General features: G+C 62.0%; 19 protein-coding genes. 16 read left to right on the forward strand and 3 right to left on the reverse strand.

The window, feature by feature from the left end:
• The first annotated feature begins 259 nt into the window (after positions 1 to 259).
• The 3 genes from H7E91_RS01005 to H7E91_RS01015 all read left to right on the forward strand — a co-directional run bounded on the left by H7E91_RS01005 (position 260) and on the right by H7E91_RS01015 (position 4,297).
• Positions 260 to 1,792, forward strand: a complete 1,533-nt coding sequence (locus H7E91_RS01005) for a SpaH/EbpB family LPXTG-anchored major pilin (protein ID WP_182353198.1) — start codon at positions 260 to 262, stop codon at positions 1,790 to 1,792.
• A 59-nt stretch (positions 1,793 to 1,851) separates the two neighbouring features.
• Positions 1,852 to 2,778, forward strand: coding sequence for a class C sortase (locus H7E91_RS01010; RefSeq protein WP_206680314.1), 927 nt, complete (start codon positions 1,852 to 1,854; stop codon positions 2,776 to 2,778).
• A 235-nt stretch (positions 2,779 to 3,013) separates the two neighbouring features.
• Positions 3,014 to 4,297 (forward strand): adenylosuccinate synthase, encoded by a 1,284-nt coding sequence (locus tag H7E91_RS01015; RefSeq protein ID WP_182353199.1) that lies wholly within the window; start codon positions 3,014 to 3,016, stop codon positions 4,295 to 4,297.
• Between the two features lie 118 nt (positions 4,298 to 4,415).
• On the opposite strand, the gene H7E91_RS01020 is transcribed toward H7E91_RS01015, so the two are convergent.
• Positions 4,416 to 5,432, reverse strand: a complete 1,017-nt coding sequence (locus H7E91_RS01020; protein ID WP_182353200.1) for a hypothetical protein — start codon at positions 5,430 to 5,432, stop codon at positions 4,416 to 4,418.
• Between the two features lie 360 nt (positions 5,433 to 5,792).
• Between H7E91_RS01020 and H7E91_RS01025 the strand changes: the two genes are divergently transcribed.
• The 7 genes from H7E91_RS01025 to gdhA all read left to right on the forward strand — a co-directional run bounded on the left by H7E91_RS01025 (position 5,793) and on the right by gdhA (position 14,906).
• A complete protein-coding gene (locus H7E91_RS01025; RefSeq protein ID WP_182353201.1) occupies positions 5,793 to 7,670 on the forward strand; it encodes a phosphoenolpyruvate carboxykinase (GTP) in 1,878 nt (625 codons plus the stop codon).
• A 138-nt stretch (positions 7,671 to 7,808) separates the two neighbouring features.
• The gene (purD, locus tag H7E91_RS01030; protein WP_182353202.1) at positions 7,809 to 9,026 is read left to right on the forward strand and encodes a phosphoribosylamine--glycine ligase; all 1,218 of its coding nucleotides are present in this window, start codon (positions 7,809 to 7,811) and stop codon (positions 9,024 to 9,026) included.
• A 184-nt stretch (positions 9,027 to 9,210) separates the two neighbouring features.
• The gene (locus H7E91_RS01035) at positions 9,211 to 10,116 is read left to right on the forward strand and encodes a phosphoribosylaminoimidazolesuccinocarboxamide synthase (RefSeq protein WP_182353203.1); all 906 of its coding nucleotides are present in this window, start codon (positions 9,211 to 9,213) and stop codon (positions 10,114 to 10,116) included.
• Positions 10,117 to 10,144: 28 nt separating this feature from the next.
• Positions 10,145 to 10,396 (forward strand): phosphoribosylformylglycinamidine synthase subunit PurS, encoded by a 252-nt coding sequence (purS, locus tag H7E91_RS01040; protein WP_182353204.1) that lies wholly within the window; start codon positions 10,145 to 10,147, stop codon positions 10,394 to 10,396.
• Positions 10,393 to 11,082 carry a phosphoribosylformylglycinamidine synthase subunit PurQ gene (gene purQ, locus H7E91_RS01045; RefSeq protein ID WP_182353205.1) on the forward strand — a complete coding sequence of 230 codons (690 nt, stop codon included), beginning with the start codon at positions 10,393 to 10,395 and terminating at the stop codon, positions 11,080 to 11,082. The genes purS and purQ overlap by 4 nt, the downstream gene beginning before the upstream one ends.
• Complete coding sequence (gene purL / locus H7E91_RS01050; protein WP_182353206.1) at positions 11,079 to 13,337, forward strand: phosphoribosylformylglycinamidine synthase subunit PurL; 2,259 nt, start codon at positions 11,079 to 11,081, stop codon at positions 13,335 to 13,337. The genes purQ and purL overlap by 4 nt, the downstream gene beginning before the upstream one ends.
• Positions 13,338 to 13,553: 216 nt before the next feature.
• The gene (gdhA, locus tag H7E91_RS01055) at positions 13,554 to 14,906 is read left to right on the forward strand and encodes an NADP-specific glutamate dehydrogenase (RefSeq protein WP_182353207.1); all 1,353 of its coding nucleotides are present in this window, start codon (positions 13,554 to 13,556) and stop codon (positions 14,904 to 14,906) included.
• A 150-nt stretch (positions 14,907 to 15,056) separates the two neighbouring features.
• Here gdhA and ptsP read toward each other — a convergent pair whose 3' ends face one another.
• Entirely contained in the window at positions 15,057 to 16,727 is a 1,671-nt protein-coding gene (gene ptsP / locus H7E91_RS01060; RefSeq protein WP_182353208.1) for a phosphoenolpyruvate--protein phosphotransferase, read from the reverse strand.
• Between the two features lie 219 nt (positions 16,728 to 16,946).
• Between ptsP and H7E91_RS01065 the strand changes: the two genes are divergently transcribed.
• From H7E91_RS01065 to purM, 6 genes are all read left to right on the forward strand, one after another.
• Positions 16,947 to 19,655, forward strand: a complete 2,709-nt coding sequence (locus tag H7E91_RS01065; RefSeq protein WP_182353209.1) for a bifunctional metallophosphatase/5'-nucleotidase — start codon at positions 16,947 to 16,949, stop codon at positions 19,653 to 19,655.
• A 76-nt stretch (positions 19,656 to 19,731) separates the two neighbouring features.
• The gene (locus H7E91_RS01070) at positions 19,732 to 20,100 is read left to right on the forward strand and encodes a sterol carrier family protein (RefSeq protein ID WP_182353210.1); all 369 of its coding nucleotides are present in this window, start codon (positions 19,732 to 19,734) and stop codon (positions 20,098 to 20,100) included.
• Entirely contained in the window at positions 20,097 to 20,348 is a 252-nt protein-coding gene (locus H7E91_RS01075; protein ID WP_182353211.1) for a hypothetical protein, read from the forward strand. The genes H7E91_RS01070 and H7E91_RS01075 overlap by 4 nt, the downstream gene beginning before the upstream one ends.
• 9 nt (positions 20,349 to 20,357) lie before the next feature.
• On the forward strand, positions 20,358 to 21,872 hold the full coding sequence (locus H7E91_RS01080; RefSeq protein WP_338401689.1) for an RNB domain-containing ribonuclease: 1,515 nt from the start codon (positions 20,358 to 20,360) through the stop codon (positions 21,870 to 21,872).
• The gene (gene purF / locus H7E91_RS01085) at positions 21,869 to 23,335 is read left to right on the forward strand and encodes an amidophosphoribosyltransferase (protein ID WP_182353212.1); all 1,467 of its coding nucleotides are present in this window, start codon (positions 21,869 to 21,871) and stop codon (positions 23,333 to 23,335) included. The genes H7E91_RS01080 and purF overlap by 4 nt, the downstream gene beginning before the upstream one ends.
• On the forward strand, positions 23,332 to 24,405 hold the full coding sequence (purM, locus tag H7E91_RS01090; protein ID WP_182353213.1) for a phosphoribosylformylglycinamidine cyclo-ligase: 1,074 nt from the start codon (positions 23,332 to 23,334) through the stop codon (positions 24,403 to 24,405). Before purF ends, purM begins: the two co-directional genes overlap by 4 nt.
• A gap of 99 nt (positions 24,406 to 24,504) precedes the next feature.
• On the opposite strand, the gene H7E91_RS01095 is transcribed toward purM, so the two are convergent.
• Positions 24,505 to 24,705 (reverse strand): DUF3073 domain-containing protein, encoded by a 201-nt coding sequence (locus H7E91_RS01095; protein WP_182353214.1) that lies wholly within the window; start codon positions 24,703 to 24,705, stop codon positions 24,505 to 24,507.
• Positions 24,706 to 24,852: the final 147 nt, after the last annotated feature.

Below are 24,852 nucleotides of genomic sequence, written 5' to 3' on the forward strand. Positions count from 1 at the left end.
TATCCAATGGCACGGTTACTCAGTCCACGCGGCCTCTCCCACGACCTGGGCACTCAAGGCGGCGCTTTTTGAGGCTTGCGCACCCAGCAGGCTGTCGGCTCGTGCGAGAACCCGCCTTCCGTGTGACGCGCAGTGAACCTGCATCGTCAACAATGCCGCTTCGCATGAGGTCCATGCAGCAATAGAGACAACTGTGGGCCGCGGCAGATGCTGCCCATGACAGACCGGCCGGCGGTCGGAGTCCTTAAGGGAGGACAACATGAAAAACAGAAGCACGAGAGGACTGCTCGCGTCAGCGGCAGCGCTTCTCACGACCATGGCACTCGCCGTCGGCGGGACCGCCGCGCAGGCGACGACAGTGCCGAACCCACCATCCGAGGTCACCGTCACCGTGACCAAGCTTGAGCAGCCGGGCACACTCGGGGATCCTGCATCGGGCCTCCAGCAGGATCCCGCGCCGACAGAGAGGCCGGTTCCGGGCGTGACATTCACCTACACGAAGGTGCCCGGGACGGGCGAGGGTGAGGCGCAGGACAGCGGCACAATCGACGGGCAGAATTACGCCTCGACCCTCACCGTCGCCGCGGCGCGCACGGCAATCGATGGAGCCCCCGCGACGACACTCGGGACAACCGCGGCAGATGGCACGATCAGCGCCACTCTGCCTCGCGGCGGATACCTCGTCGAAGAGGACATCGCGACCCTGCCGCCTGGAGTGACGGCCGCCGACCCGTTCCTCATGACGCTTCCGATGACGAATCCGGACACCCGTGATGGTTGGCTCAGCCATGTCTACATCTACCCGAAGAGCGCCGTCATGACCGCGACGAAGAGTGTTGCCAACAAGGATGTTCTCGTGACGGGCAAGCCCGTGACGTGGACGATCACCGCCGACATCCCGAAGGTCGCCAATCCGAACTCGACAGGGTCCGCCGACCAGTTCCTCGCCCCCGATCAGTTCAAGATCGTCGATAATCTCAACTATGCACACCTCGACCTCGTGAACGGCACCGTGGCGGTCAGCACCGGTGCCACCGGAGGAGCGAGCACCCCACTCACTATTGACCAGCACTACTCGGCAGCGACCACGACACCCGTGGGGGAGCCTGGGACGACGAGGCTCACTGTCGAATTCACAGAAGCGGGCCGTGCGGCCCTCGCGTCGGCGGTCAACGCCGATTCCGATGCAACGGTCATCCTCACGTTCGACACGACAGTGAAGGCCGCGACGACGATCGTCAATACCGCCTACCTCTACCCGAACAAGAGCGCAGTCAATGACAAGAGGCCGCTCACGTCGAACACTGGTGAGATCCGCTACGGCATCGTCACCGTCAGGCTGCTCAGCGGCGAGGCCGGCCTGAAGGGCGGCGAGTTCCGGGTCTACACGTCGGAGGATGCGGCGAAGAACCGTCTCGAAGCGGGACGCATCACTCTCGGCACGACAGAACAGTGGACCACGGGAGCCGACGGAACCTTCACACTCAAGGGGCTTCGCTTGAGCAGCTGGTCGGACGGCGCCTCGGTGACGAAGGGCTCTGACGGCTATCAGACGTACTGGCTCGTCCAGACGACCGCGCCCATGGGGCACCAGCTCCTCGCGGAGCCGGTCGAACTCGACTTCACCGAAGACGGGCAGATCCTCACGATCAACCAGGCTCCGAGCACAGGAGCTCTCGTGCTTCCCCTGACCGGGGGCCAGGGCACCGCGCTGTTCACGGTCGCAGGACTGGCGATCCTCGGCTTCGTTGTCATTGCTGCCCGTCGGCGCACGGATCACGCTGTCGCCTGACCGCCTCGGCCCGCTCGACCAGCGTCGAGCGGGCTGAGGCGCCTACGTGGGGGAGTTGAATGCGTGACATCGCGGTGGCAGGGCGGGCACGGGTGCCTTCACGGGGCAACCGTGACGCGCGACGAAGCATCGTTCTGCAGCTGCTCGCGATGTTCGGCATCGGCCTGCTCCTCTATCCGCAGGCCGCGGACTGGTTCAGCTCGCTCAGCCATAGGTCGCAGATCGCGACCTATATGGGGCAGGTTGAGAGTGCAGAGAGCGGTGACCGGCAGCGGATCCTCGATGTGGCCCATGACTACAATGAACAGCTCAACGTCGGCCCGCTGACCGATCCGTATGTCTCAGAGTTTGAGGACTCCATGAGCACAAGCGACCGCTATCGAGCGTTCGAGAAGTTGATGAATGTCAGCGGTGCGGATGCGATCGGGACGCTGAGCTATCCGGGCGTCGATATCAGCCTTCCCATTTTTCACGGCACGTCCGGCCGGGTGCTGTCCACTGGGGTCGGCCACCTCTATGGCACGTCTCTGCCCGTGGGTGGGCCCGGCACGCGCTCGGTCCTCACCGCCCACAGCGGTCTCGTGCGGGCGAAGCTGTTCTCCTCCCTGCATGATGCGCGGGTGGGGGACATCTTCTGGATCAGCGTTCTCGGGGAGGATCACCATTACCGCGTTGAGCAGATCCACATCGTGCGGCCTGACGACACCGAATCTCTCACGATCATCGAGGGCGAGGACTGGGTCACGCTCTTCACATGCACCCCTATTCGAGTCAACAGCCACAGGCTTCTCGTCCACGCGCAGCGGACGGACCCGCCCGGTGACGCCATTGAAGTGGCCGCCGCTGATGCGGCGGCGCATGCACCCTGGTGGGCGGTCATGTTCGTCGGTGGCTCGCTTCTGGCGGCTCTCATCCTTTTCCTGCCCATGCGCACGAAGAAGGCAGGACCAGACAGTGACCGTTCGCGTGGGACGGCTGGCTCCTGACGATGACGCTTCCTGTTCGGCGAACTCCCCTCGGCGATCGCCTGCACGAGAGGTGATATTTCGTCACCAAGAGCGCTGAATAGCATCGAACGTGACCCGCGATCGATAAACTCTACCCAGCAGGCGAGGCGAGTATGCTCGTGCACGTGGGTTGCGCCTGAGACACGGACCTTTCGGCCAGCGCCGAGGCTTAGACTGAACTGTCTCGCACATAGAGGATCGAAGGAGAAGCACAATGCCCGCACTTATTGTCATCGGAGCCCAGTGGGGCGACGAGGGGAAGGGCAAGGCAACCGATCAGCTCGGCACCGGCGTCGACTACGTTGTCAAATTCAACGGCGGCAATAATGCCGGGCACACGATTGTCGTCAACGGAGAGAAGTTCGCCCTCCACCTCATCCCAGCAGGTGCGCTGACCGAGACATGTACGCCGGTCATCGGCGGTGGCGTCGTCGTCGATCTCGATGTGCTGTTCCATGAGCTTGACGAGCTGAAGGGCCGCGGCATCGACGCTTCACGCCTCCGCGTGTCCGCGAATGCTCACATCATCCCCTCCTATAACAGGACCCTGGACAAGGTGACGGAGCGATTCCTCGGCAATCGCAAGATCGGTACAACCGGCCGCGGCATCGGTCCGACGTACGCGGACAAAATGAACCGTATCGGCATCCGCGTCCAGGACCTTTTCGACGAATCGATCCTGCGCCAGAAGGTTGAGGCTGCCCTCGACCAAAAGAACAGCATCTTCCTCAAAGTGTTCAACACGAAAGCGGCTGACGTCGATGTTGTGACTGCGGAGCTACTGCAGTACGCAGAGCGCGTCGAGCCCATGGTCTGTAACGTCACGAACCTTCTTAACGACGCCCTCGACGAGGGCAAGACAGTCGTCTTCGAAGGTGGCCAGGCGACGATGCTCGATGTCGACCACGGCACGTATCCCTTTGTCACGTCCTCGTCCGCGACTGCGGGGGGAGCGTGTACGGGCTCGGGAGTTGGCCCGACCCGAATTGACCGCGTCGCCGGTGTTGCGAAGGCCTACATCACCCGCGTTGGCGAGGGACCTTTCCCGACCGAGCTACTCGACGAGTCCGGCGACTGGTTGCGCGAGCGGGGCGGCGAGTATGGGACGACGACAGGAAGACCGCGCCGATGCGGCTGGTACGATGCTGTCGTGGCGCGGTATGCGACGAGGGTCAACTCTCTCACTGACCTCGTGCTCACGAAGCTCGACATTCTCTCTACACTCGAGCAGATCCCAGTTTGTGTCGCCTACGATGTCGACGGCATCCGTCACGACGACATGCCAGCCGACCAAACCTCATTCCATCACGCGAAACCGATCTACGAGTACTTCCCGGGCTGGAGCGAAGACATCTCGGATGCTCGCACGTTCGAGGATTTGCCGAAGAACGCCCAGGAATATGTTCTTGCGCTCGAGGAGCTCTCCGGTGTTCGTATCTCTGCAATCGGCGTGGGCCCCGGACGTGAGCAGACGATCGTGCGCCATCCTCTCGTATAACGGAGAGCGATTGGCATGGTCGTTCACGTGAACCAATGTCATTCAGCATAGTGGTGGGGGCGGGATTCAATCCCGCCCCCACCACTATGCTGCGCTATGACGCGTTAGCGCTGGCTCGTCATTGCCCGCTCGGGCCGCCGCGGTAGCGGTCGGTGGGATCCTGCCGGTTCTGGCCTTCATTCCAGCCACCCTGCCCTGCGTCGCGGCTTTGACCGCCCTGGTAGTTGGTGTCGGGGTTCCCCGCGCCACCCTGCTGGTAGCCGTCCTGCTGCCCCGGGTACCCACCCTGCTGGTATCCGCCCTGGGGCGTCTGGAATTGGCCGCCAGGGGCGTTGTGCTGCCCGGCTTGAGGAACACCGAATGCGCTTGTCGGGCCAGCGTACTGTCCGCCCTGGGGAGGGTAGGGGCCGCCGGGCCCGTATGGGCCCTGTCCGCCCTGGTCCTTGTTTCTGCGGGAAAGCAGGTAGGCAACGATGCCGATGAGGGCCAAGGCGCCGACACCAATGAGGATCCAGCCCCACACTGGGAAGTCCGAATCGTCTGGTGCCGGAGCGATCACTTCGTCGGAGTCCGTATCCGCCGCTTGACCACCACCCGCCTTGTTACCAGTTACCTCGAAGCCGGTCGTGAACGCTTCGAAGGCGTCGTACGTCGCCCGGTTGCCGTCGATGACGCCGCCATTGGTCGCCTCAATGATCTCGCCCGGCATCTGGATCGTCAGAGTAAAATCGAACTCCATCCCGACCGGCATTTCCTCCTCGACCATTGTGGGGTCGGCCTCCGCGACGAAGGTGAAGGTGTCACCGTTGTCGATGAGGCTCTCGCCATCGACAACGCTCTCGGTCGTCGATGTCGTCATGCGGCAGGCCAGGTACTCTCCGGAAATGTCCTCAATGGTGACCTCTTCCTCGACGTCTGTGTCGAGGGGGTCGTCCATGCCGAGGTCCGAGAACAAGTCGTCACACGTGAGGCCGAGGCCTTCGAGCTCGCCGGTCGAATCTTCGAATTCAAGGACGACATTGGCTGCCCCGTTGTCCTTAATCTCGATCGCCATGTCAGCACGGCAGGCTGAGAGGATGAGGAGGGTGGGCACGACGGCGCTTATCGCCAAGACCTTTGTAGTGCGGCTTCTCATGGTGGTCCTTTCAGAGTGCCGTATGTAATTACCGCAAGGATACGGTGCTTGGACGGTGCCGACCACCGCAAAGAGTGGGTTAACGCGACTCGTGCAACTTTGCGAAGCGGGACGAGGTGCAGATGAACGTTGTCCAGTTTGGTCAGATTTTCAGTTCGGGTGGGCAAAACGCCCAAATAGGTCTGCCAGGCGGGCAAATGGGACACCATAGAAGAGGTTTTTAGGTCAAAAGACCCGGTTATCTTGCAAGCGGAAAAATGCCAATAGTCCCAGCTTCAAACGCCCATCAAGGGGAATAATCTATATCGGTGCTTGACCAAAGAAAGAAACACCATCGCCCAGTTTCTAGGAGGAAGCGCGATGACTGACCAGACCTACACAGTTGAGGCTGTCAAGGCGGAAGCTCCGGAGATCGCTCCGGATAATCTCATCGAGTTCGTAACGGAGGTTGCGAACCTCACCAAGCCGACGGACATCTTCTGGGTGGACGGTTCGGAGGAGGAATGGAATCTCCTGACCGAGCAGATGGTGGAGTCGGGCATGTTTACTCGACTCAACCCGGAGAAGCGTCCTAACTCCTTCCTCGCGCGCTCGCTCCCCTCGGATGTTGCCCGCGTCGAGTCGAGGACCTACATCTGCTCCGAGAAGGAAGAGGATGCCGGTCCGACGAACAACTGGGCCGATCCGGCGGAGATGAAGAAGATCCTCATGGGTCTGTTCGACGGCGCCATGCGCGGACGCACGCTGTACGTCATCCCGTTCTCGATGGGCCCAATCGGCGGCCCGATCTCGCAGCTCGGCATCGAGATCACCGACTCCCCTTACGTTGTCGTCAACATGGGAATCATGACCCGCATGGGTACCGCGGCTCTCGAGCTCATCGGCAAGGGCGAGGAATGGGTCCCTGCTGTTCACTCTGTCGGCTACCCGCTCATCGACGCCGATGGCAACGAGCGTCCCGACACGACGTGGCCCTGCAACGACGAAAAGTACATCACACACTTCCCGGAGACCAACGAGATCTGGTCCTACGGTTCGGGCTACGGCGGCAACGCTCTGCTCGGTAAGAAGTGCTACGCACTGCGTATCGCCTCGACGATGGCTCGCCGGGACGGCTGGATGGCCGAGCACATGCTCATCCTCCGCCTCACGGAGAACGCGACCGGCAAGCAGTTCCACATCACGGCAGCCTTCCCGTCCGCCTGTGGCAAGACGAACCTCGCCATGCTCCAGCCCACGATTGAGGGCTACACGGTCGAAACCATCGGTGACGACATCGCGTGGATGCGCCCCGATGAGGAAGGCTACCTCCGGGCGATCAACCCCGAGGCAGGCTTCTTCGGTGTTGCGCCAGGTACCTCGTACGACACGAACCCGATGGCCATGGAAACGGCCCGCGCCAACTCGATCTTCACCAACGTTGCGCTGACCGATGACGGTGACGTTTGGTGGGAGGGCATCGACGGTGAGATGCCAGATCACCTCATCGACTGGCACGGCAACGACTACACGAAGGCCGACGCGGAGGCGGGCAAGCTTGCCGCTCACCCGAACTCGCGCTTCACGGTGCCGGCGGCTCAGTGCCCGATCATCTCGCCCGACTGGGAGGCACCCGAGGGTGTCCGCGTCGACGCAATCCTCTTCGGCGGACGCCGCGCCACGAACGTGCCGCTCGTCGCTGAAGAGTACACACCCGCACACGGTGTCTTCATCGGTGCGTCCGTCGCATCCGAGGTCACCGCTGCCGCGACCGACGTCAAGGCTGGCTCGCTCCGCCACGACCCGTTCGCCATGCTCCCCTTCTGTGGCTACAACATGGCCGACTACTGGGGCCACTGGGTTCAGATGCAGGAGAAGCTTGGCGACAAGTTCCCGACGGTCTACCAGGTCAACTGGTTCCGCAGGGACGAAGACGGCAAGTTCATGTGGCCCGGTTTCGGCGACAACTCCCGCGTTCTCGACTGGATCGTCCGCCGCGTCGATGGTCGCGTCGATGCCGTCGACGGCATCACCGGTCGTTACCCCCGCATGGAGGACTTCAACCTCGAGGGAACCGACGTCGACGAGGAGACATGGAACAAGCTCTTCGAGACCGATCCGGATGCTTGGGAGAACGAAATCGACCAGGTTGAGGAGTACTTCAAGAAGTTCGGCGACAAGGTTCCCCCGGCCATCCAGGCCGAGATCGCTGAATTCCGCGGCCGCATCGAGACGGCACGCAGCGCTCTCCTCTCGTAGAGCACACAGCACTCTCTTTCACTAGGGTGTGATGGGCAGGCGCCACGGCGCCTGCCCATCAACGTTGTAGCCCGCCCACTCTTCGAACATCCTGGCGCAGACCCCGTGACCGGATCGGTGCGGCGGTAAGCTCGAACCATGAAGATCCTCCTCCTTGGCTCCGGCGGCCGCGAGCACGCTCTCGCGCTGGCGATGGCCCCGCACCTCGACTCCCTCGTCGCAGTGCCCGGTAATCCTGGCATCGCCCAGATCGAGAACGTCCAGTGCGTCGACGGCGACATTCTCAACGGCGCCGCAATGGTGCAGGTCGCTCGCGAGCACGAGATTGACCTTGTCGTCATCGGGCCCGAGGCGCCACTCGTAGCCGGAGTGAGCGACGATCTTCGGGCAGCCGATTTCGCAGTGTTTGGACCGAGCGGCGAGGCCGCACGGCTCGAAGGATCCAAGGCGTTTGCGAAGCACATCATGGCGCTCGCGGAGGTCCCGACAGCCATGGCCCACATCTGTACGACGCGTGAGCAGGTCGACGACGCCCTCCAAATGTTCCCCTCGCCCTATGTCGTCAAGGATGACGGTCTCGCGGCTGGCAAGGGCGTCGTCGTGACGGAGGACCTTGATGAGGCGCGCAACCACGCGTACTCCTGCCTCGATGCGGGCAGTTCTGTCCTTATCGAGGAGTATCTCGACGGGCCGGAGATCTCCCTGCTCTGCATCTCCGACGGGAAGACCGTCATCCCGCTCGAGCCCGCGCAGGACTTCAAGCGTCTGAAGGACGACGATGAGGGCCCGAACACGGGTGGCATGGGTGCGTACTCCCCGTTGCCGTGGGCACCGAAGGACCTGACAGACGAAACGGTTGAGCGGGTCGCCTACCCCGTTATCCGCCAGCTGGAGCGGATGGGAACGCCCTTTATCGGCATCCTCTACATCGGACTTGCTCTCACGAGCCGCGGCATCCGCGTCATTGAGTTCAACGTCCGCTTCGGCGATCCGGAGACGCAATCGGTCGTTCCCCGGTTGCGAACACCATTACCCGATGTTCTCTTCGCAGCGGCGACCGGCAAGCTTGAACACCTGCCGCCTCTCGAATGGGATCCAGGGGCCGTTGTCACCGTTGTGCTTGCGAGCGAAGGCTATCCCGGCAAGCTCAAGGTTGGCGTTCCTGTCGAATGTGGTGCGGAGGACGTCCAGGCGGGCACGATGATGAAGGATGGGCAGGTTGTCTCCTGCGGTGGTCGGGTTGTGTGTGTCCGCGGCTTCGGCGACACCGTGGCTCAAGCCCGACAGGACGCATACGCGCGCATCCGTCCTTTCGAAGGCGCCCAATATCGTAGCGACATCGCTGCTGGCGTCTGACCGCCCACGACGGCGCTACGCATGGCAGCACTCAGGGCAATCTGAGGTCAGCCAGCGTGTTCGACTCGGCATGGAGTGAAACAGCTTTCCGAAGGCACGTCTTCGCAGGTGGGACGCTGGGTCGAGCCGTGAGAATCGGTGGAAACTTGAGGCCCCTTATGCGGTTTCGTGGGAGCATGGGACCATGAATCACACTCCGACGAAGAGTCTGCCCGGATGGACGCATGTGAAGTCCGGGAAAGTCCGCGACCTCTATGCGCCGACGGAGCTGTCGACCCATGATGGCCGCGACACAGTTCTTATCGTGGCCTCCGATCGCATTTCAGCGTTCGACTATGTCCTGCCGACTCCGATCCCGGGCAAGGGCAAGGTCCTCACCGCCATGGCTCTGTGGTGGTTCGAACAACTCAAGGATGTGACCCCCAACCATTTCGTGTCAACGGATGTCCCCGAAGCTGTGCGTGGTCGGGCAATGATTACCAACCGGTTGGAGATGGTTCCGGTCGAATGTGTCGTCCGGGGCTACATCACGGGATCAGCGCTCGCGGAGTACCGCCGATCAGGCAGTATCTGCGGAATCGAACTCCCGGAGGGGCTTGAGGACTGCGACCGTCTTCCTGAGCCGATCTTCACACCGGCCGCGAAGGCAGAGTCGGGCGAGCACGACGTCAACATTACCTACGCGGACGTCGAGAGGATGGTGGGCCGTGACGTCGCCCGCACTCTGAAGGACACGTCGCTCGCCCTCTATTGGCGGGCTCGGACGATCGCGGCGAGCAAGGGCATTATCTTGGCCGACACGAAGTTTGAATTCGGCAGACACACGCAACCGGGAGCGACCCGGCTTGTCCTTGGTGATGAGATCCTTACCCCCGACTCATCCCGTTTCTGGGACGAGAGCGATTATGTGCCGGGTCAGCCGCAGCCCTCGCTCGATAAGCAGTACATTCGGGACTGGCTGACGTCCGAGGAGGCCGGGTGGGATCGGGTCTCTCCGCCCCCCGAGTTGCCCACCTACGTCGTCGAGAAGACGAAGGAACGCTACGTCCGCGCCTACGAGCGGCTCACAGGGCGAACCTGGGAGGAGTAAGCGCTCCCGCCGGACTAGAATCTGCCGTATGGGACGAATCATCGTAGAAGTCATGCCTAAGCCTGAAATCCTTGATCCTCAGGGGAAGGCTATTGCCGGAGCTCTCCCACACCAGGGCTTCACAGAATTCACGGATGTTCGACAGGGGAAGCGTTTCGAGCTCACTGTCGATGGTGAAGTCACGGAGGAGGCCCTTGCGGCCGCCACACGAGCAGCGGAGAACGTACTCTCCAACCCGGTCATCGAGGACGTCGTCGGCGTCTATGCGGAGGACAAGTGAAAGTCGGAGTCATCACGTTCCCCGGAACACTTGATGAAGGGGACGCGAGAAGGGCAGTGAAGCTCGCCGGCGGAGAGCCGGTCGATCTGTGGCACGCCGACGAAAATCTTCAGGGCGTTGACGCCGTCATCATCCCCGGAGGTTTCTCCTACGGTGACTATCTGCGGTGCGGAGCGATCGCCGCCCTCGCACCAGTTATGCGCGAGGTCATCACCCAAGCCAAGGCGGGCATTCCCGTGCTTGGAATCTGCAACGGGTTCCAGGTCCTGTGTGAGTCAGGGCTTCTGCCAGGTGCTCTCGTCCGCAACGATCACCAGAAGTTCATCTGCCGAGAGCAACGGCTACGGGTCGAATCGACGAGGACCGCGTGGACGTCGGGGTTCAGTGAAGGTGATGAGATTGTCATCCCGCTGAAAAACGGCGAGGGCTCCTACCAGGCTCACGATGAGACCATCGCCGAGCTTGAGGGTGAGGGCCGGGTCGTGTTCCGCTACCTCGAGGTCAATCCCAACGGTTCCCGCAATGACATCGCTGGCATCACGAATGAAACCGGCTCGGTCGTTGGCCTCATGCCTCACCCAGAACATGCAGTTGAGGCGGGCTTTGGTCCAGACTCGCAGTCCGGCATTCGAACCGGCACCGATGGTCTCCTCATCTTCCAGTCACTCATGGGGGTCCTCCGATGACGCACGATACGATCGACAAGGCGGCTTCCACTCCAGATGAGGAGATGCCGTACGCCGCCCTTGGTCTCAAAGACGACGAATACGTCTACATCAAGGAGCTCCTCGGTCGCAGGCCGACGAACGCCGAGCTCGCCATGTACTCGGTCATGTGGTCCGAGCACTGCTCGTACAAGTCGTCGAAAAAGCACCTGAAGGAACAGTTTGGGGCGAAGACGACGAAGGCGATGAGCAAGCACCTGCTCGTCGGCATGGGCCAGAATGCGGGCGTGGTCGACATCGGTGACGGCTGGGCCGTCACCTTCAAAGTCGAATCCCACAACTCTCCGTCCTACGTTGAGCCCTACCAGGGTGCTGCGACAGGTGTTGGCGGCATTGTCCGCGACATCATCGCCATGGGTGCCCGTCCTGTGGCCGTCATGGACCAGCTGCGCTTTGGCGACCCGAACGAGCCCGATACGTGGCGTGTGGCGGGCGGCGCCATTTCCGGCATCGCCGGTTACGGCAACAGCCTTGGCCTGCCGAATATCGGCGGCGAAGTCGAATTCGACTCCTCCTACCAGGGCAACCCGCTCGTCAACGCCCTCGCGGTCGGCGTCATGCGTCACGAAGATATCCACCTGGCCAACGCCGAAGGCGTCGGCAACCATGTCGTCCTCTTCGGCGCGCGAACTGGCGGCGACGGGATCGGCGGCGCCTCGATTCTCGCCTCGGAAGCATTCGACGGCGGCATGCCGACGAAGCGCCCCTCCGTCCAGGTCGGGGACCCATTCATGGAGAAGGTCCTCATCGAGTGCTGCATGGAGCTGTTCCGAGAGGGCACGGTCGAGGCGATCCAGGACCTCGGGGCCGCAGGAATCTCCTGCGCCACCTCTGAGCTCGCGGCTAACGGCGGGTCTGGGATGCACGTCAACCTTGAAGAGGTCTTGCTTCGCGATCCCACTCTTAACGCCGGCGAGATTCTCATGAGCGAATCGCAGGAGCGGATGATGGCGATTGTCTCGCCGGAGCGCCTCGAGGACTTCATGAACATCATCGACAAGTGGGAAGTCGAAGCCTCGGTCATCGGCGAACTGACCGGCGACGGCAGGCTGACGATCGACCACGACGGTCACAGAATCGTCGACGTCGATCCCGCGACCGTCGCCATCGACAGCCCCGTGTACGACCGCCCCTACACGCGGCCTTCATGGCAGGACGCCCTCCAGGAAGACACGACAGACAGGCTGGCCAGGCCCGCACCCGGGCAGGAGATGCGGGACCAGATCATCGCGCTCCTCCATTCTCCGAACCAGGCTCCGAAGGACTGGGTGACCAGCCAGTACGATCGGTTTGTCCGCGGCAATACCGCACTCGCCCAGCCGGACGACGCAGGAGTCATCCGCGTCGACGAGCAAACCGGCCGCGGCGTCGCCATCGCAACCGACGCGAATGGTTGGTACACAAAGCTCGACCCGTATGAGGGCGCACGCCACGCATTGGCCGAGTCGTACCGCAACGTCGCCACGGTGGGTGCGAAACCCTTGGCCGTGACGGACTGTCTCAACTTCGGCAATCCCGAGAAGCCAGAACTCATGTGGCAACTCGTTAAGGCCATGGAAGGGCTAGCTGACGGCTGCGCCGAGCTGGGGATCCCCGTCACCGGCGGCAACGTGTCCCTCTACAATTCGTCCGGCGACGAATCGATCAACCCAACCCCAGTTGTCGGGATGCTCGGCGTCCTCGACGACGTCGCCACAGCGCGACCGTCGGGATGGACGGAAGAGGGCCTCGCCATCGTTGCCCTCGGTGACGTCGCTGATGAGTTGGATGGTTCCGCCTGGGCCCGCACAATCCATGATCATCTGGGCGGCCTACCGCCCCGTGTTGACCTTTCGCGGGAGGCGGCGCTCGGCCGCTTCCTCATCGCGCTCGCGGAAGCGGATGTAGCAAAGGCGGCTCACGACGTGGCGAACGGTGGCCTCATCCAGACGTTGACCGACATGGTTCTCCGCAACCGTGTCGGTGCGTCGGTCGACGTGACGCCGCTTGGGGTGAGTGACTTCGTGGCGCTGTTCTCGGAGTCGCAGGCCCGGGCCGTTATCGCGGTCCCGCAAGAGTTGTTGCCCGCCGTCCATGCCGCCGCCGAAGCCGAGGGTGTTCTTGCCGTTCGGATCGGCACGACAGGCGGAGACAGGCTCGTCATCCAGGGGGAGGAGACATACTCCTTCGTCCTCGATGAGCTCGTCGGTCCCACTCCTCGAGCACCACAGAAGTAGGTCTTGCCAAACCGTTTCTTGCAACGATAAGGTGCACTCCCGCGAGCGAGCCGAAACCGTCAGGGTTGAGGTGGGCACGCGGGAGTGCCGTTTTCCCGCCATTTCATGACGAGGACCTGATAACCGCGACATATCAGCAGAATCTTGCGAAAATGTGGAATATTTCGCAGTGGACAAGGATGTGTTGAATTCCTTGGATGAACTAACGTCTGTGGCATGAGTAGCACCGCGAATGAATATATTGAGTCAGTCCTTTCCGGCCTGACTGTTCGTAACCCGGGCGAGGCTGAGTTTCACGAAGCCGTCGCGGGTGTGCTGACAACTCTGGCGCCCGTCCTCGAACAGCATCCCGAGTACCAGGACGCGGCAATCCTCGAGAGAATCGTTGAGCCTGAGCGAGTCATCCACTTCCGCGTTCCGTGGATGGATGACGCCGGTAAGTACCACGTCAACCGCGGCTATCGTGTCCAGTTCAACTCGGCTCTTGGACCCTATAAGGGCGGGATCCGGTTTCATCCCTCGGTCTCAGCCTCGATCGTCAAATTTCTCGGGTTCGAGCAGATCTTTAAGAACGCACTCACAGGTCAGCAGATCGGCGGCGGTAAGGGTGGCTCGGACTTCAATCCGGCTGGACGCTCCGATAACGAGATCATGCGTTTCTGTCAGTCGTTCATGACCGCGCTGTACCGCAACATCGGCGCGAACATGGACATCCCTGCCGGCGACATTGGCGTCGGTGCTCGCGAGGTCGGCTACATGTACGGCCAGTACAAGAGGCTCGTCGGCCAGTTCGAAGCCGGCGTCCTCACAGGCAAGGGAGTCGGCTGGGGAGGGTCTCGCGTCCGCAAGGAGGCGACGGGCTATGGTCTCGTCGCCTTCACCCGGCAGATGCTGCTAACTCGAGGCGAAGATCTCGAGGATCAGACCGTCTCCGTGTCCGGTTCTGGCAACGTCGCAATCTACGCTATTGAGCGTTTGCTCCAGCTCGGCGCCCGCCCCGTGACGTTCTCCGACTCCTCCGGCTGGGTCTACGACGCCGACGGCGTCGACCTTGACCTTCTCAAAGAGGTCAAAGAGGTTTACCGCGGTCGAGTGGCCGACTACGTCGAGGAGCGGCCGCGCGCCGAGTTCCACACATTCGGCTCCATTTGGGACGTCCCCGTTGACATCGCCCTACCCTCGGCCGTTCAGCACGAGATCAACGCGGATCATGCTCGCACACTCATCATGAACGGTGTCAAGGCCGTGGCGGAGGGTTCGAACATGTCGACCACCGCTGGGGGAGTTGACGTGTTTGATGATTCTGACATCCTCTACGGTCCCGGCAAGGCCGCGAACGCGGGTGGCGTCGCAGTGTCGGCTTTGGAGATGCAGCAGAACTCCGCGCGCCAGTCATGGACCGCAGAGGATGTTGCCGAGCGGCTCGACCTCATCATGGAAGACATCCACCGCCAGTGCTCAGAGCACTCGATGAAGTACACCGGTCGGCCCGATAATTATGTCGCGGGCTCAAACGCTGCGGGTCTGGTTCGCGTCGCCGACGCGATGATCGCGCAGGGGCTCGTCTAGAATCTTCGTTGGGAAGAGAATGAGGCGGTGGGCTACGGCCCGCCGCCTCATTCTTACTCCCACACACGCCAGTCGTGAAAACTACACATCTCAGTCGAGAAAAGAGGACGGGCCCACCAGGGGCCCGTCCTGCTTAACGGTCAGCCGTCATCAGTCAGCGTTGAGGATGGCGAGGGCAACCTGGCGTGCCTCATTCGGATCGCTGGCTTTCACGACAGCGGCGGCGGCTTCCTGACACTGCTCGAGCGTGACGTTGGCGAGTCTCGACCCGACGTAGGGGATTGCACCGGATGCCATCGACAGAGAGGTCACCCCCATACCGACAAGGACGGCGGCGAGGTTCGGATCCGCTGCTGCTTCGCCACAGACGCCGACTGGCTTGCCGTGACGAACCCCGGCCTCGGCAACTCGCTGGATAAGGGCGAGGACGGCCGGTTGCCAGTTGTCCGTGTAGGTTGCGAGGTTCGCATTGCCGCGGTCCGCCGCCATGACGTACTGCGTGAGATCGTTCGTGCCGATCGACACGAAGTCGATCTCTTCGAGGAACTGATCGATCATGATCGCGGCGGCAGGGACCTCGATCATGATGCCGGCTTTGAGATCATGCTCGCGGATGAGGGATGCGAACCAGCGAGCTTCCGCGACCGTTGACACCATCGGTGCCATGATCCAGCTCGGACCGTCGTGCCGTTTAGCGGCCTCAACGAGAGCGTCAATCTGTCTGGTGAGGAGACCCATGTCGATTCCAGAGGTGCGCAACCCGCGCACGCCCAGGGCAGGGTTCTCCTCGTCAGGGACGGAGGCGAAGGCGACCGGCTTGTCCGACCCGGCGTCGAGGGTGCGGACGACGATCTTTGCCCCGGGAAAATGGCCGAATACGGAGCTGTAGATTCGGACCTGCTCCTCGACCGAAGGTTCGGACGGGATGTTGAGGAACGATAGCTCTGTGCGGAAGAGTCCGATGCCGGCAGCCTCTGACGCCTCGGCGCGTATGGCACCGGCCTCGTCCTGAATATTGGCGAGGATTTCGATCGGGTGGCCATCCTGTGTTTGTGCGGGACCATGCCACTCACGTGCGAGCCTGCGACGCTCTGCGTCGGTCTTCGCGAGGACGTCTGCCTCGTCGGGGTCGGGGCTGATGGAGAACTCGCCAGAGTCCCCATCCATGATGAGGTCAACGCCTTCGGGCACGTCAGAGAGCTCTCGGGCAGCGACAATGCAGGGAATACCGAGCTGACGGCAGATGATCGACGTGTGCGACGTCGGCCCGCCAAGGCGGGTGATGATGCCACGAATGAGTTCGGGATCGAGCGCAGCGGTGTCCGCGGGGGCAAGGTCGTCGGCGAGGAGGATAACGGGCCCATCGGGGATGGGAACGCCCGGCTCCGGCTCGCCTCGAAGTTCGGCGATGACCCTGTTTCTCATGTCGAGGAGGTCAGTCTGACGCTCGGCCATGAGTCCGCCTGCCTGGCGGAAAATGTCGACGAACACCTGGGTTGCTTGGGCGACTGCTTGAACGGCCGGCGCGCCGCCCTCAATCCTCTTGACCACTTCGCGTCGCCAGCCCCTGTCGGTAGCGAAGCCTGCAGCAACCGCGAGGATGTCGGAGGCTGTGCCCACCGTGTTGGCGGCACGGTCCTTCAGCCGCTGGGCAACCGTGTCGGCCGCGGCGTTGAAGCGTTCGATCTCACTGCTCCGCGCGTCCTCTGGAATGATCTCGGATGTCTCCTCCGGCTCCGGGACCGACCTGATCCAGGCCGTTTTCGCGTGCGATACGCCAGGCACAACCGGCGTTCCGGACAGGGTGAGCGACGCTTTCATTCGTGGTCCTTCCCGAATGCATTGAACGATGTGTTTTCATGCATTGTATCGGCGAAGCGTTGGTTCCTGCCGGGTGACCACGGGCCGGGCGGCGGTTTGACCTGCGTTGTCACCGCGCCGCTTGTTGACAGCTGTGTCTCGCAAAGTTCGCCCGCTATGCGCAAAACGCATGTAGGTTAGAACGTGCCATAGATTACTTCAACGTTAAGGACGTATGTGATGCGAATTCACTTACAGGGCGCAAAACGCCCCCTTGCTGTGACGGCAGCGACAGCAATCGCCGCGTTGGGCATCGTTGCCCCCGCAGCTGCCGCCCCGAACGATGAGGACCGCGAAACAACAGCGGTCGTCGACACACCGGCACCAGAATCAGATGCTCCAGTCGAAGAGGACACGCAGGACGAGACTCCTGCGCAGACCGCCCCGCCTGCCGATGACGGTGACGAAGCCGTCCCGGAAGCTGAGGAAAGCGGCACCGACGACGTTACTCCGCCGGCTGACAGCCCCGTCACTATCGACATTCTCGGCATCACCGACTTCCACGGCTATATCGAAAATATGCCGTTCATGCAGACTCAATTCAGCGCGATCCGCACCGCGAATCCGAACACGATCTTCGCAACTGCCGGCGATAACATCGGAGGCTCGGCTTTTGTCTCGTCGATCGCGAAGGACGTTCCGACTATCGATGTTCTCAACGCGATGAACCTTGAGGTCTCGGCTGTTGGAAACCATGAATTTGACAAAGGCTACGCGGACCTGAGGGATCGAGTTATCCCTCTCGCCAATTTCGAGTACCTCGGCGCGAACGTCGGTGGAGCCCCCGAAATCAACGAACCGCCGGTATGGGTGAAGAACATCGACGGTGTCGATGTCGCCTTCATCGGGACCGTCACGGAGACGACGCCGTCGATCGTGTCGATCGGTGGGATCGCGGGACTGTCGTTCTCTGATCCGGTTGCCAAGACGAACGAAGTCGCAGCCAGATATAAGGACGGCGACCCGGCGAACGGCGAAGCTGACGTTGTCGTCTCGCTCTTCCATGAGGGTGATTCGGTGGCGGTCGGTATGTCCGATGCCGTTGATCTTGTCTTCGCTGGACACACGCACATCCAGAACGTGTCTGAGACGAGCGCTGGCGCGCCCATCATTCAGGCAGGTCAGTACGGTGAAGCCTTCGGCCATGCCACACTGACCGTCAGCGAAGGTGGCGTCACGGTCGACGAAGCAAAGATCGTGGCGCTCGATAAGTCGGTGGCTCCAGACCCGACAGTGCAAGCGATCGTCAATGACGCGAAGGATCAGGCACTGGAGCTTGGCGCTGAGGTGATCGCCGAGATCACTGAGAACGCGTACCGCGGCACGAACGATGGTACGAATATGGGCGCGAACCGTGGAACCGAGTCCTCGATGGGCAACCATCTTGCCAACGCTGCTCTCATGACGGTCAACTCGACCGCTGTTGGCGCTGACTTCGGCATCATTAACCCGGGCGGTGTCCGAGCCGACATGGATCAGAACGACAACGGCGAGGTGACGTTCGGAGAGGCCTACACAACCCAGCCATTCGGCAATACGGTCGGCTCGATCGATCTCACGGGCGAGCAGGTCTACACCATGCTTGAGCAGCAGTTCCAGCCGGAAGCATCGCGCCCGGTTCTCCGTCTTGGGCTGTCGGATAACGTGACGTACACGTATAACCCACTTGCGGCCGATGGCGGCGACATCATGGGTATCTGGATTGATGGCGTGCCCGTCGACCGAGCAGCGACCTACACGGTTGCATCGAACACCTTCCTCCTCGGAGGTCAGGATGGCTTCACGGTCTTCCGTGACGGCACGAACTTCCGTGAGACCGGCATCGTCGATCTCGAGGGCTACATCAACTACCTCGAGGCAGGTAAAGCCGACGTGATCCCGAAGGGTCAGCGTTCGATTGGTCTCCAGAGCAATCTCGTGTCCGGCAAGATGAGCACAGTTGACCTGTGGTCGCTGACCTTCACGGCACTCGAGCAGAAGCCGTCGACAGCTAAGCTCTACCTCAACGGCACCGAGGTCGGCTCTGCTCCGATCGACACGAGTGTCACCCCGAACAGGGACAATACCGGTAGCGCCCAGGTTCGCTTCGCCGTTCCGGCAAATGCGCCGGCATCGTCCGAGCTCCGCATCGTCACCACGTTCGAGGGCGGCGCTGTCGACACCGATGTGACCGTGCCGGTGACCGTCTCTCCCGCGCCCGTACCTTCGGTCGGCAACTGGTTCTACGTCTCCAACGACTGGACCTCGACCATCGCCGACACCGAGTTCAGCTTCGGCCGCGCTGGCGATGAGGTTTTCGTGGGTGACTGGGATGGCGACGGCGATGACACGTTCGCAGTCCGTCGCGGTACCACCTTCTTCGTCACTAACGAGCTCAAGGGCGGCAACGCCGAGAAATCCTTCATCTACGGTCGCGCTGGCGATGAGGTCATTGTGGGTGACTGGGATGGCGACGGCAAGGACACCTTCGGTGTGCGCCGCGGCAACACCTTCTACCTCATGAACGAGTTGAAGGCTGGCCATGCTGATATCCAGTTCAACTACGGCCGCGTCGGTGATGAGGTCTTCACGGGCGACTGGGATAAGGACGATGTCGACACGATTACCGTTCGTCGCGGCAACACGTTCTTCGTCAACAACAAGCTCGTCGGTGGTTACGCCACGACCTTCTTCGACTACGGTCGCATGGGTGACATGGCGCTCGCTGGTGACTTCAACGGAGACGGCTACGACACCATCTCGGTTCGTCGCGGCAACGTCTTCTTCATCAATAACGCGCTCGAGGGCGGCCCGGCCGACCTGGAGCTTGGTTACGGTCGCGTCGGCGATGACGTCTTCGTCGGCGACTGGAACGGCGACGGAGTCGACACTCCCGCCGTGCGTCGCTAGCTGGCTCCGCTCCGGCGAATAGCAGACACATGAGGGACGCCCACCACGCGGTGGGCGTCCCGCTATTGTGAAGGATATGAAGCGCCGCATTGAACCAGGACTCGTCGACGCACTGTTCGCCCGGCTGGTGGCCAATGAGGAATTGACGACCGCAGAGAAGCGGACAGCGGGTCGAGGTGCTTTGGAAGAGCTTGCGGCCTTACGTCCCGGCAGGTCTGTCGAGGTGCGCGTGCCCTTCGTTGGCGCCGTCCAGGCGATCGGTGGGCCACGGCACACGCGCGGTACCCCACCCAACGTCGTCGAGATTGATCTCGACACCTGGCTCGATCTCGCGTGTGGGCGGACAGGATGGGATGATGCTGTGAGCGAAGGTAAGGTAGGAGCGTCTGGCATCCGGGCAGACCTCAGCGAGGCACTGCCGTTATTTCAAGGAAGGCAGCCATGACTGACGAGGAGTTCTATGTGACGAACCCGAGGCGTGCCCCGAAGTATGGTCGCTTCATGTTCGTCGGCGCGATCCTCGGCGCTCTGGCTGGCGTCCTGCTCGTCCAATTCGGTCCGAGCGCTAGCCTGTATGACCTGAGCGACGTGACATTCGCAGTGCTTCTCTTCACGGTTCCCTTCGGCTTTTTCGTCGGTGCGCTGGTAGCGCTCCTGCTCGACCGGAGATCGCTCAAGCGATCATCTGAATAGCGGTTAGTGGTGGCTCAGCGAATAGTCGGTGTCAACGTCGCGCATCCGAGAGAGGTTCTCGCCGCGATGGCAGGACTGCGCGATAGGCTCGGGATTGCAGTGGATTACCCCGCCGAGGCTGTGGCCGATATCCGCCCCGTCGACATCACGACACTGCCCGACCACCGGGACATCCCGTTCGTCACCATTGACCCGCCTGATGCAGGTGACCTTGATCAGGCGCTACATCTCTCTCGCACTAAGGCTGGCTACCTCGTGCGCTACGCGATCAGCGCGGTGGGTTTGTTTATCGAACCCGGTAGCGTTCTCGACCGCGAGGTACACGCCCGCGGGGTCACCCTCTATGGCCCGGACGGCTCTGTACCCCTCCACCCGACAGAGCTCGCGGCGGGAGTTGCCTCGCTCCTCGAGGGCGAAGATCGCCCCGCTTACCTGTGGCACCTTTACCTCGACAGCGCCGGCGGGCTCCTGGAATCTTCGGTCGAGCTTGCGCAGGTTCGTTCCCGTGCTCGGCTCACGTACGACCAGGTCCAACAGGCTTATGAAGGCAGAGGTAAACTGCCGCGTCAGGTGCCAACCGACCTCACGGATCTACTGTCGCAGGTAGGTATGCTCCGCATCGAGCGAGAGATCGCCCGCGGTGGCGTGTCCCTCGACTTGCCCGAACAGCTCATTGAGGCGACCAACGGCGGTTTCCAGCTCACCTACCGCGGCATAACCGATGTCGATGAGTGGAACGCGCAGATCTCCTTGCTGACGGGAATGGCGGCGGCGCGGATGATGAAAGAAGCGAACATCGGGATCCTCCGGACCCTTCCTCCGGCCCGGGAGAAGGACTATGTGCGGCTGCGACAGGTCGCGACCGCACTCGACCTCGAATGGCCACACGACGTGGACTACGCAACTTTCGTCCGGTCCCTCAACTCCTCCGACGCTGGGCAGGCCGCGTTCCTCAACGCAGCAGCTGGCCTCTTCCGGGGAGCCTCCTATCTCGCTCTTCCACCCTCGAAGAAGGCGAACGGCGACGACGTTGAACCAGAGCAAAGCAGTCAAGAGAAACAGAGCTTAGACGACCGCTCCGACGACCGCTCCGGTCACGCCGCCATCGCATCGATCTACTCCCACGTGACCGCGCCGCTGCGCCGCCTCGTAGACCGGTACGCGCTCGAAACTTGCCGTTGCATCTGCGCTGGCGAACCGATTCCGGAGTGGGTGACCAATGCACTTCCGCAGCTTCCAAAGACGATGGCGAGAGCGAATCAGCGCGCGGCAACGTATGAGCGGGGCGCCGTCGACGCGCTCGAGTCACTCATCCTGTCCGGGCGAGAAGGCGAGATTTTCGACGGTGTTGTTATTGACACCGACAGCAATGGCGAGCCCATTGGGATCGTCATGCTCCGCGAGCCAGCGGTGGAGGCAAAAATCCACGGCGAGGACCTACCTGTCGGTAAGGACATTCGGGTCAGGCTCGTTAATGTCGGCCCAGAAGGGTCACAATTTCACCCAGTGGAGGACGAGAAATGAACGGTGATGGTCGATTAACTCATGTCCTCGATCCTGAGGAGAAAGCGCAGGATGAGTGCGGCGTCTTCGGGGTGTGGGCACCCGGTGAAGACGTCGCCAGCATGACGTATTTCGGGCTGTACGCGCTCCAGCATCGTGGCCAGGAATCCGCCGGTATCGCTGCTTCGACCGGGCAGCAGATCCTCGTGTACAAGGACATGGGGCTCGTGTCCCAGGTCTTCAATGAGGACCATCTGAGGCCCCTGACGGGTCACTTGGCCGTTGGCCATGTCAGGTACGCAACGACGGGACGTTCAGCGTGGCGCAACGCCCAGCCGACCCTCGGACCCACCCCGTACGGAACCATCGCGCTCGCCCACAACGGAAACCTCATCAATACGCACGCCCTCATGGAGACCGTCCGGGAGACGTGCGGCGCAGACATCACGGGGGAACTTGGGCGAGGGTCCTCCACTGACACCGCGGTGATGACTGCGCTACTCGGCTGCACCGACCACTATGGCTCCCTCGAAGAGGCAGCGATGAGTGTTCTGCCCACACTGCGGGGCGCGTTCTCTCTTGCTTTCATGGATGAGTCAACGCTGTACGCTGCCCGCGACCCGTTTGGTTTCCGGCCCCTCGTGCTCGGCAGGCTTCCTTCCGGCTGGGTCATCGCCTCCGAAACAGCCGCCCTCGATATTGTCGGTGCGACATACGTTCGCGAGATCGATCCTGGTGAGCTTCTCGCGATCGACGAGAGCGGGGTGCGCTCGCGCCGGTTCGCTGACCCGACGCCCCGGGGCTGCATCTTTGAGTACGTTTATCTCGCTCGCCCCGATACGGCGATTGCGGGGAGGAGTATCAACGCGGCACGGAACGAGATGGGGAGGGCGCTCGCGCGCGAGCATCCGGTCGATGCGGACATCGTTATCGCCACGCCCGACTCAGGGACACCGGCCGCGATCGGTTACGCTCAAGAATCCGGCATTCCGTTTGCCCAGGGCCTCGTGAAGAACGCGTACGTTGGCCGTACCTTCATCCAGCCCACGCAAACCATGCGGCAACTCGGAATCCGGCTCAAGCTCAACCCGCTCCGCGACGTCATTGAGGGTAAGCGCCTCGTCGTCGTCGATGATTCGATCGTCCGCGGCAATACGCAGCGCGCCCTTGTGCGGATGCTTCGAGCTGCCGGCGCTGCAGAGATCCATGTGAGGATCTCGTCCCCGCCGGTCACCTGGCCCTGCTACTTCGGCATCGACTTCGCGACTCGGGCCGAGCTCATCGCATCCGGCCTGACGAACGATCAGATCGGAGCCTCAATCGAGGCAGACAGTCTCGGCTTCATTTCTGAAGAAGGAATGATCGCCGCTACCGCCGTGCCCGAGCAGCGCCTGTGCACGGCGTGTTTCACGGGAACGTACCCGCTCCCGGTCGACCACGCGAAAGCCGCGGCCGGGCTGGACCCATTGTCGGAGGACTCATGAAGATCACCTATTCGCAGGCAGGCGTCGACACGGAGGCGGGTGATCGCGCAGTCGAGCTCATGAAATCCGCTGTTGCGCGGACCCACACGTCGAGCGTCGTCGGGGGAGTGGGTGGCTTTGCAGGATTGCTCGACGCATCAGAGCTACTCACCTACAAGAAGCCTTACCTCGCAACATCGACTGATGGCGTGGGAACCAAAGTCGCGATCGCCCAGGCGCTCGACATCCACGACACAATCGGCCAAGATCTCGTCGGCATGGTTGTCGACGACATCGTCGTCGTCGGAGCCAAGCCTCTGCTCATGACCGACTACATCGCATGCGGCAAAGTGGTGCCCGAACGGATCGCTGACATCGTCCGCGGTATCGCCGACGCCTGCGCGTCGATTAACACGCCGCTCCTCGGAGGTGAAACCGCCGAGCATCCAGGGCTGCTCGGCGAGGACGAATATGATGTGGCCGGTGCCGCCACTGGCGTTGTCGAAGCCGACGCCGTTCTTGGACCGGAGCGTGTAAGGGAAGGCGATGTCATCATCGCCATGGCGTCGTCCGGTATCCATTCCAACGGTTATTCTCTCGTCCGCAAAGTCCTCGAGGTCAACGGCTGGGATTACACGAGACATGTCGACGATCTCGGTCGGACGATCGGCGAAGAGCTCCTCGTCCCCACCAGGCTTTACACGAACGTGTGCCTCGAGGTCGCCGACCGAGCTCACGCGTTCTGTCACGTGACGGGCGGCGGTCTTGCCGCGAATCTTGCGCGGGTCTTGCCGCAGGGGCTCCTGGCGGAAGTCGAACGATGGGATGTTCCCCCGATCTTCAAGGTCATTGCGGACCTTGGCCAGGTTCCAACCGCCGACCTCGAGGGGACACTCAACCTCGGTGTGGGAATGATGGCGATCTTGCCGAACGAACATGGTCAGGCTGTCATCGACGCCTGTGCCTCCGCCGGCATCCCGGCCTGGCAGGCAGGACGGGTAATGCTTGACGATGGTCGACGTGCGCTGAGGGGCGCGAAGGGTGTCCACGGGGGCGGCGTCCGACTGAACGGAGCGTATACGGGTCTCTAAACGACTGTGCTCGCACGCCTGCCGGCTGCGAGCACAGTATCGAGGGAAAAACCTTGGGGCGCGGATTCAGTCCGCGCCCCACTCAGCATTAGTCCTAACTCAGCCGTCATCTTCCTCGGCATCGTCGTAGGCGTACCCGTAGTCGGGGTACTCATCTTCGAAATTGTCTGATTCGTCGGAGCTGGAGGTCCCCCTGGAGACAAGCTCACGCTCCAGCGCACGGTAATCAGTGTCCGGGCTGGTGTACTTCAAATTGCGAGCGACCTTGCGCTGCTTGGCCTTCTGACGGCCGCGCCCCATGGCGTCGACCCCCCTCAACTAGTTCGGTCAATGACATGCCCTCAGACTATAACGACGGCACTCCACATTCTACGTCACCTCGATCAATTCCAGAATTCGGGACCTTGGACCCCGAACTATCGTGACATTTCCTGCGAATCTGGACAC

The organism is Flaviflexus huanghaiensis, assembly GCF_014118685.1.
Lineage (GTDB): Bacteria > Actinomycetota > Actinomycetes > Actinomycetales > Actinomycetaceae > Flaviflexus > Flaviflexus huanghaiensis.

Excerpts from the sequence above, each read along its gene's own strand:
- H7E91_RS01095 (WP_182353214.1), bottom strand. The coding sequence starts at position 24,705 with ATGGGGCGCGGCCGTCAGAAGGCCAAGCAGCGCAAGGTCGCTCGCAAT.
- H7E91_RS01015 (WP_182353199.1), top strand. The coding sequence starts at position 3,014 with ATGCCCGCACTTATTGTCATCGGAGCCCAGTGGGGCGACGAGGGGAAG.
- purS (WP_182353204.1), top strand. The coding sequence starts at position 10,145 with ATGGGACGAATCATCGTAGAAGTCATGCCTAAGCCTGAAATCCTTGAT.
- H7E91_RS01070 (WP_182353210.1), top strand. The coding sequence starts at position 19,732 with ATGAAGCGCCGCATTGAACCAGGACTCGTCGACGCACTGTTCGCCCGG.
- purM (WP_182353213.1), top strand. The coding sequence starts at position 23,332 with ATGAAGATCACCTATTCGCAGGCAGGCGTCGACACGGAGGCGGGTGAT.
- H7E91_RS01035 (WP_182353203.1), top strand. The coding sequence starts at position 9,211 with ATGAATCACACTCCGACGAAGAGTCTGCCCGGATGGACGCATGTGAAG.
- purF (WP_182353212.1), top strand. The coding sequence starts at position 21,869 with ATGAACGGTGATGGTCGATTAACTCATGTCCTCGATCCTGAGGAGAAA.
- H7E91_RS01065 (WP_182353209.1), top strand. The coding sequence starts at position 16,947 with ATGCGAATTCACTTACAGGGCGCAAAACGCCCCCTTGCTGTGACGGCA.
- gdhA (WP_182353207.1), top strand. The coding sequence starts at position 13,554 with ATGAGTAGCACCGCGAATGAATATATTGAGTCAGTCCTTTCCGGCCTG.
- purD (WP_182353202.1), top strand. The coding sequence starts at position 7,809 with ATGAAGATCCTCCTCCTTGGCTCCGGCGGCCGCGAGCACGCTCTCGCG.
- ptsP (WP_182353208.1), bottom strand. The coding sequence starts at position 16,727 with ATGAAAGCGTCGCTCACCCTGTCCGGAACGCCGGTTGTGCCTGGCGTA.
- H7E91_RS01010 (WP_206680314.1), top strand. The coding sequence starts at position 1,852 with ATGCGTGACATCGCGGTGGCAGGGCGGGCACGGGTGCCTTCACGGGGC.
- purL (WP_182353206.1), top strand. The coding sequence starts at position 11,079 with ATGACGCACGATACGATCGACAAGGCGGCTTCCACTCCAGATGAGGAG.
- H7E91_RS01005 (WP_182353198.1), top strand. The coding sequence starts at position 260 with ATGAAAAACAGAAGCACGAGAGGACTGCTCGCGTCAGCGGCAGCGCTT.
- H7E91_RS01020 (WP_182353200.1), bottom strand. The coding sequence starts at position 5,432 with ATGAGAAGCCGCACTACAAAGGTCTTGGCGATAAGCGCCGTCGTGCCC.
- H7E91_RS01075 (WP_182353211.1), top strand. The coding sequence starts at position 20,097 with ATGACTGACGAGGAGTTCTATGTGACGAACCCGAGGCGTGCCCCGAAG.
- H7E91_RS01025 (WP_182353201.1), top strand. The coding sequence starts at position 5,793 with ATGACTGACCAGACCTACACAGTTGAGGCTGTCAAGGCGGAAGCTCCG.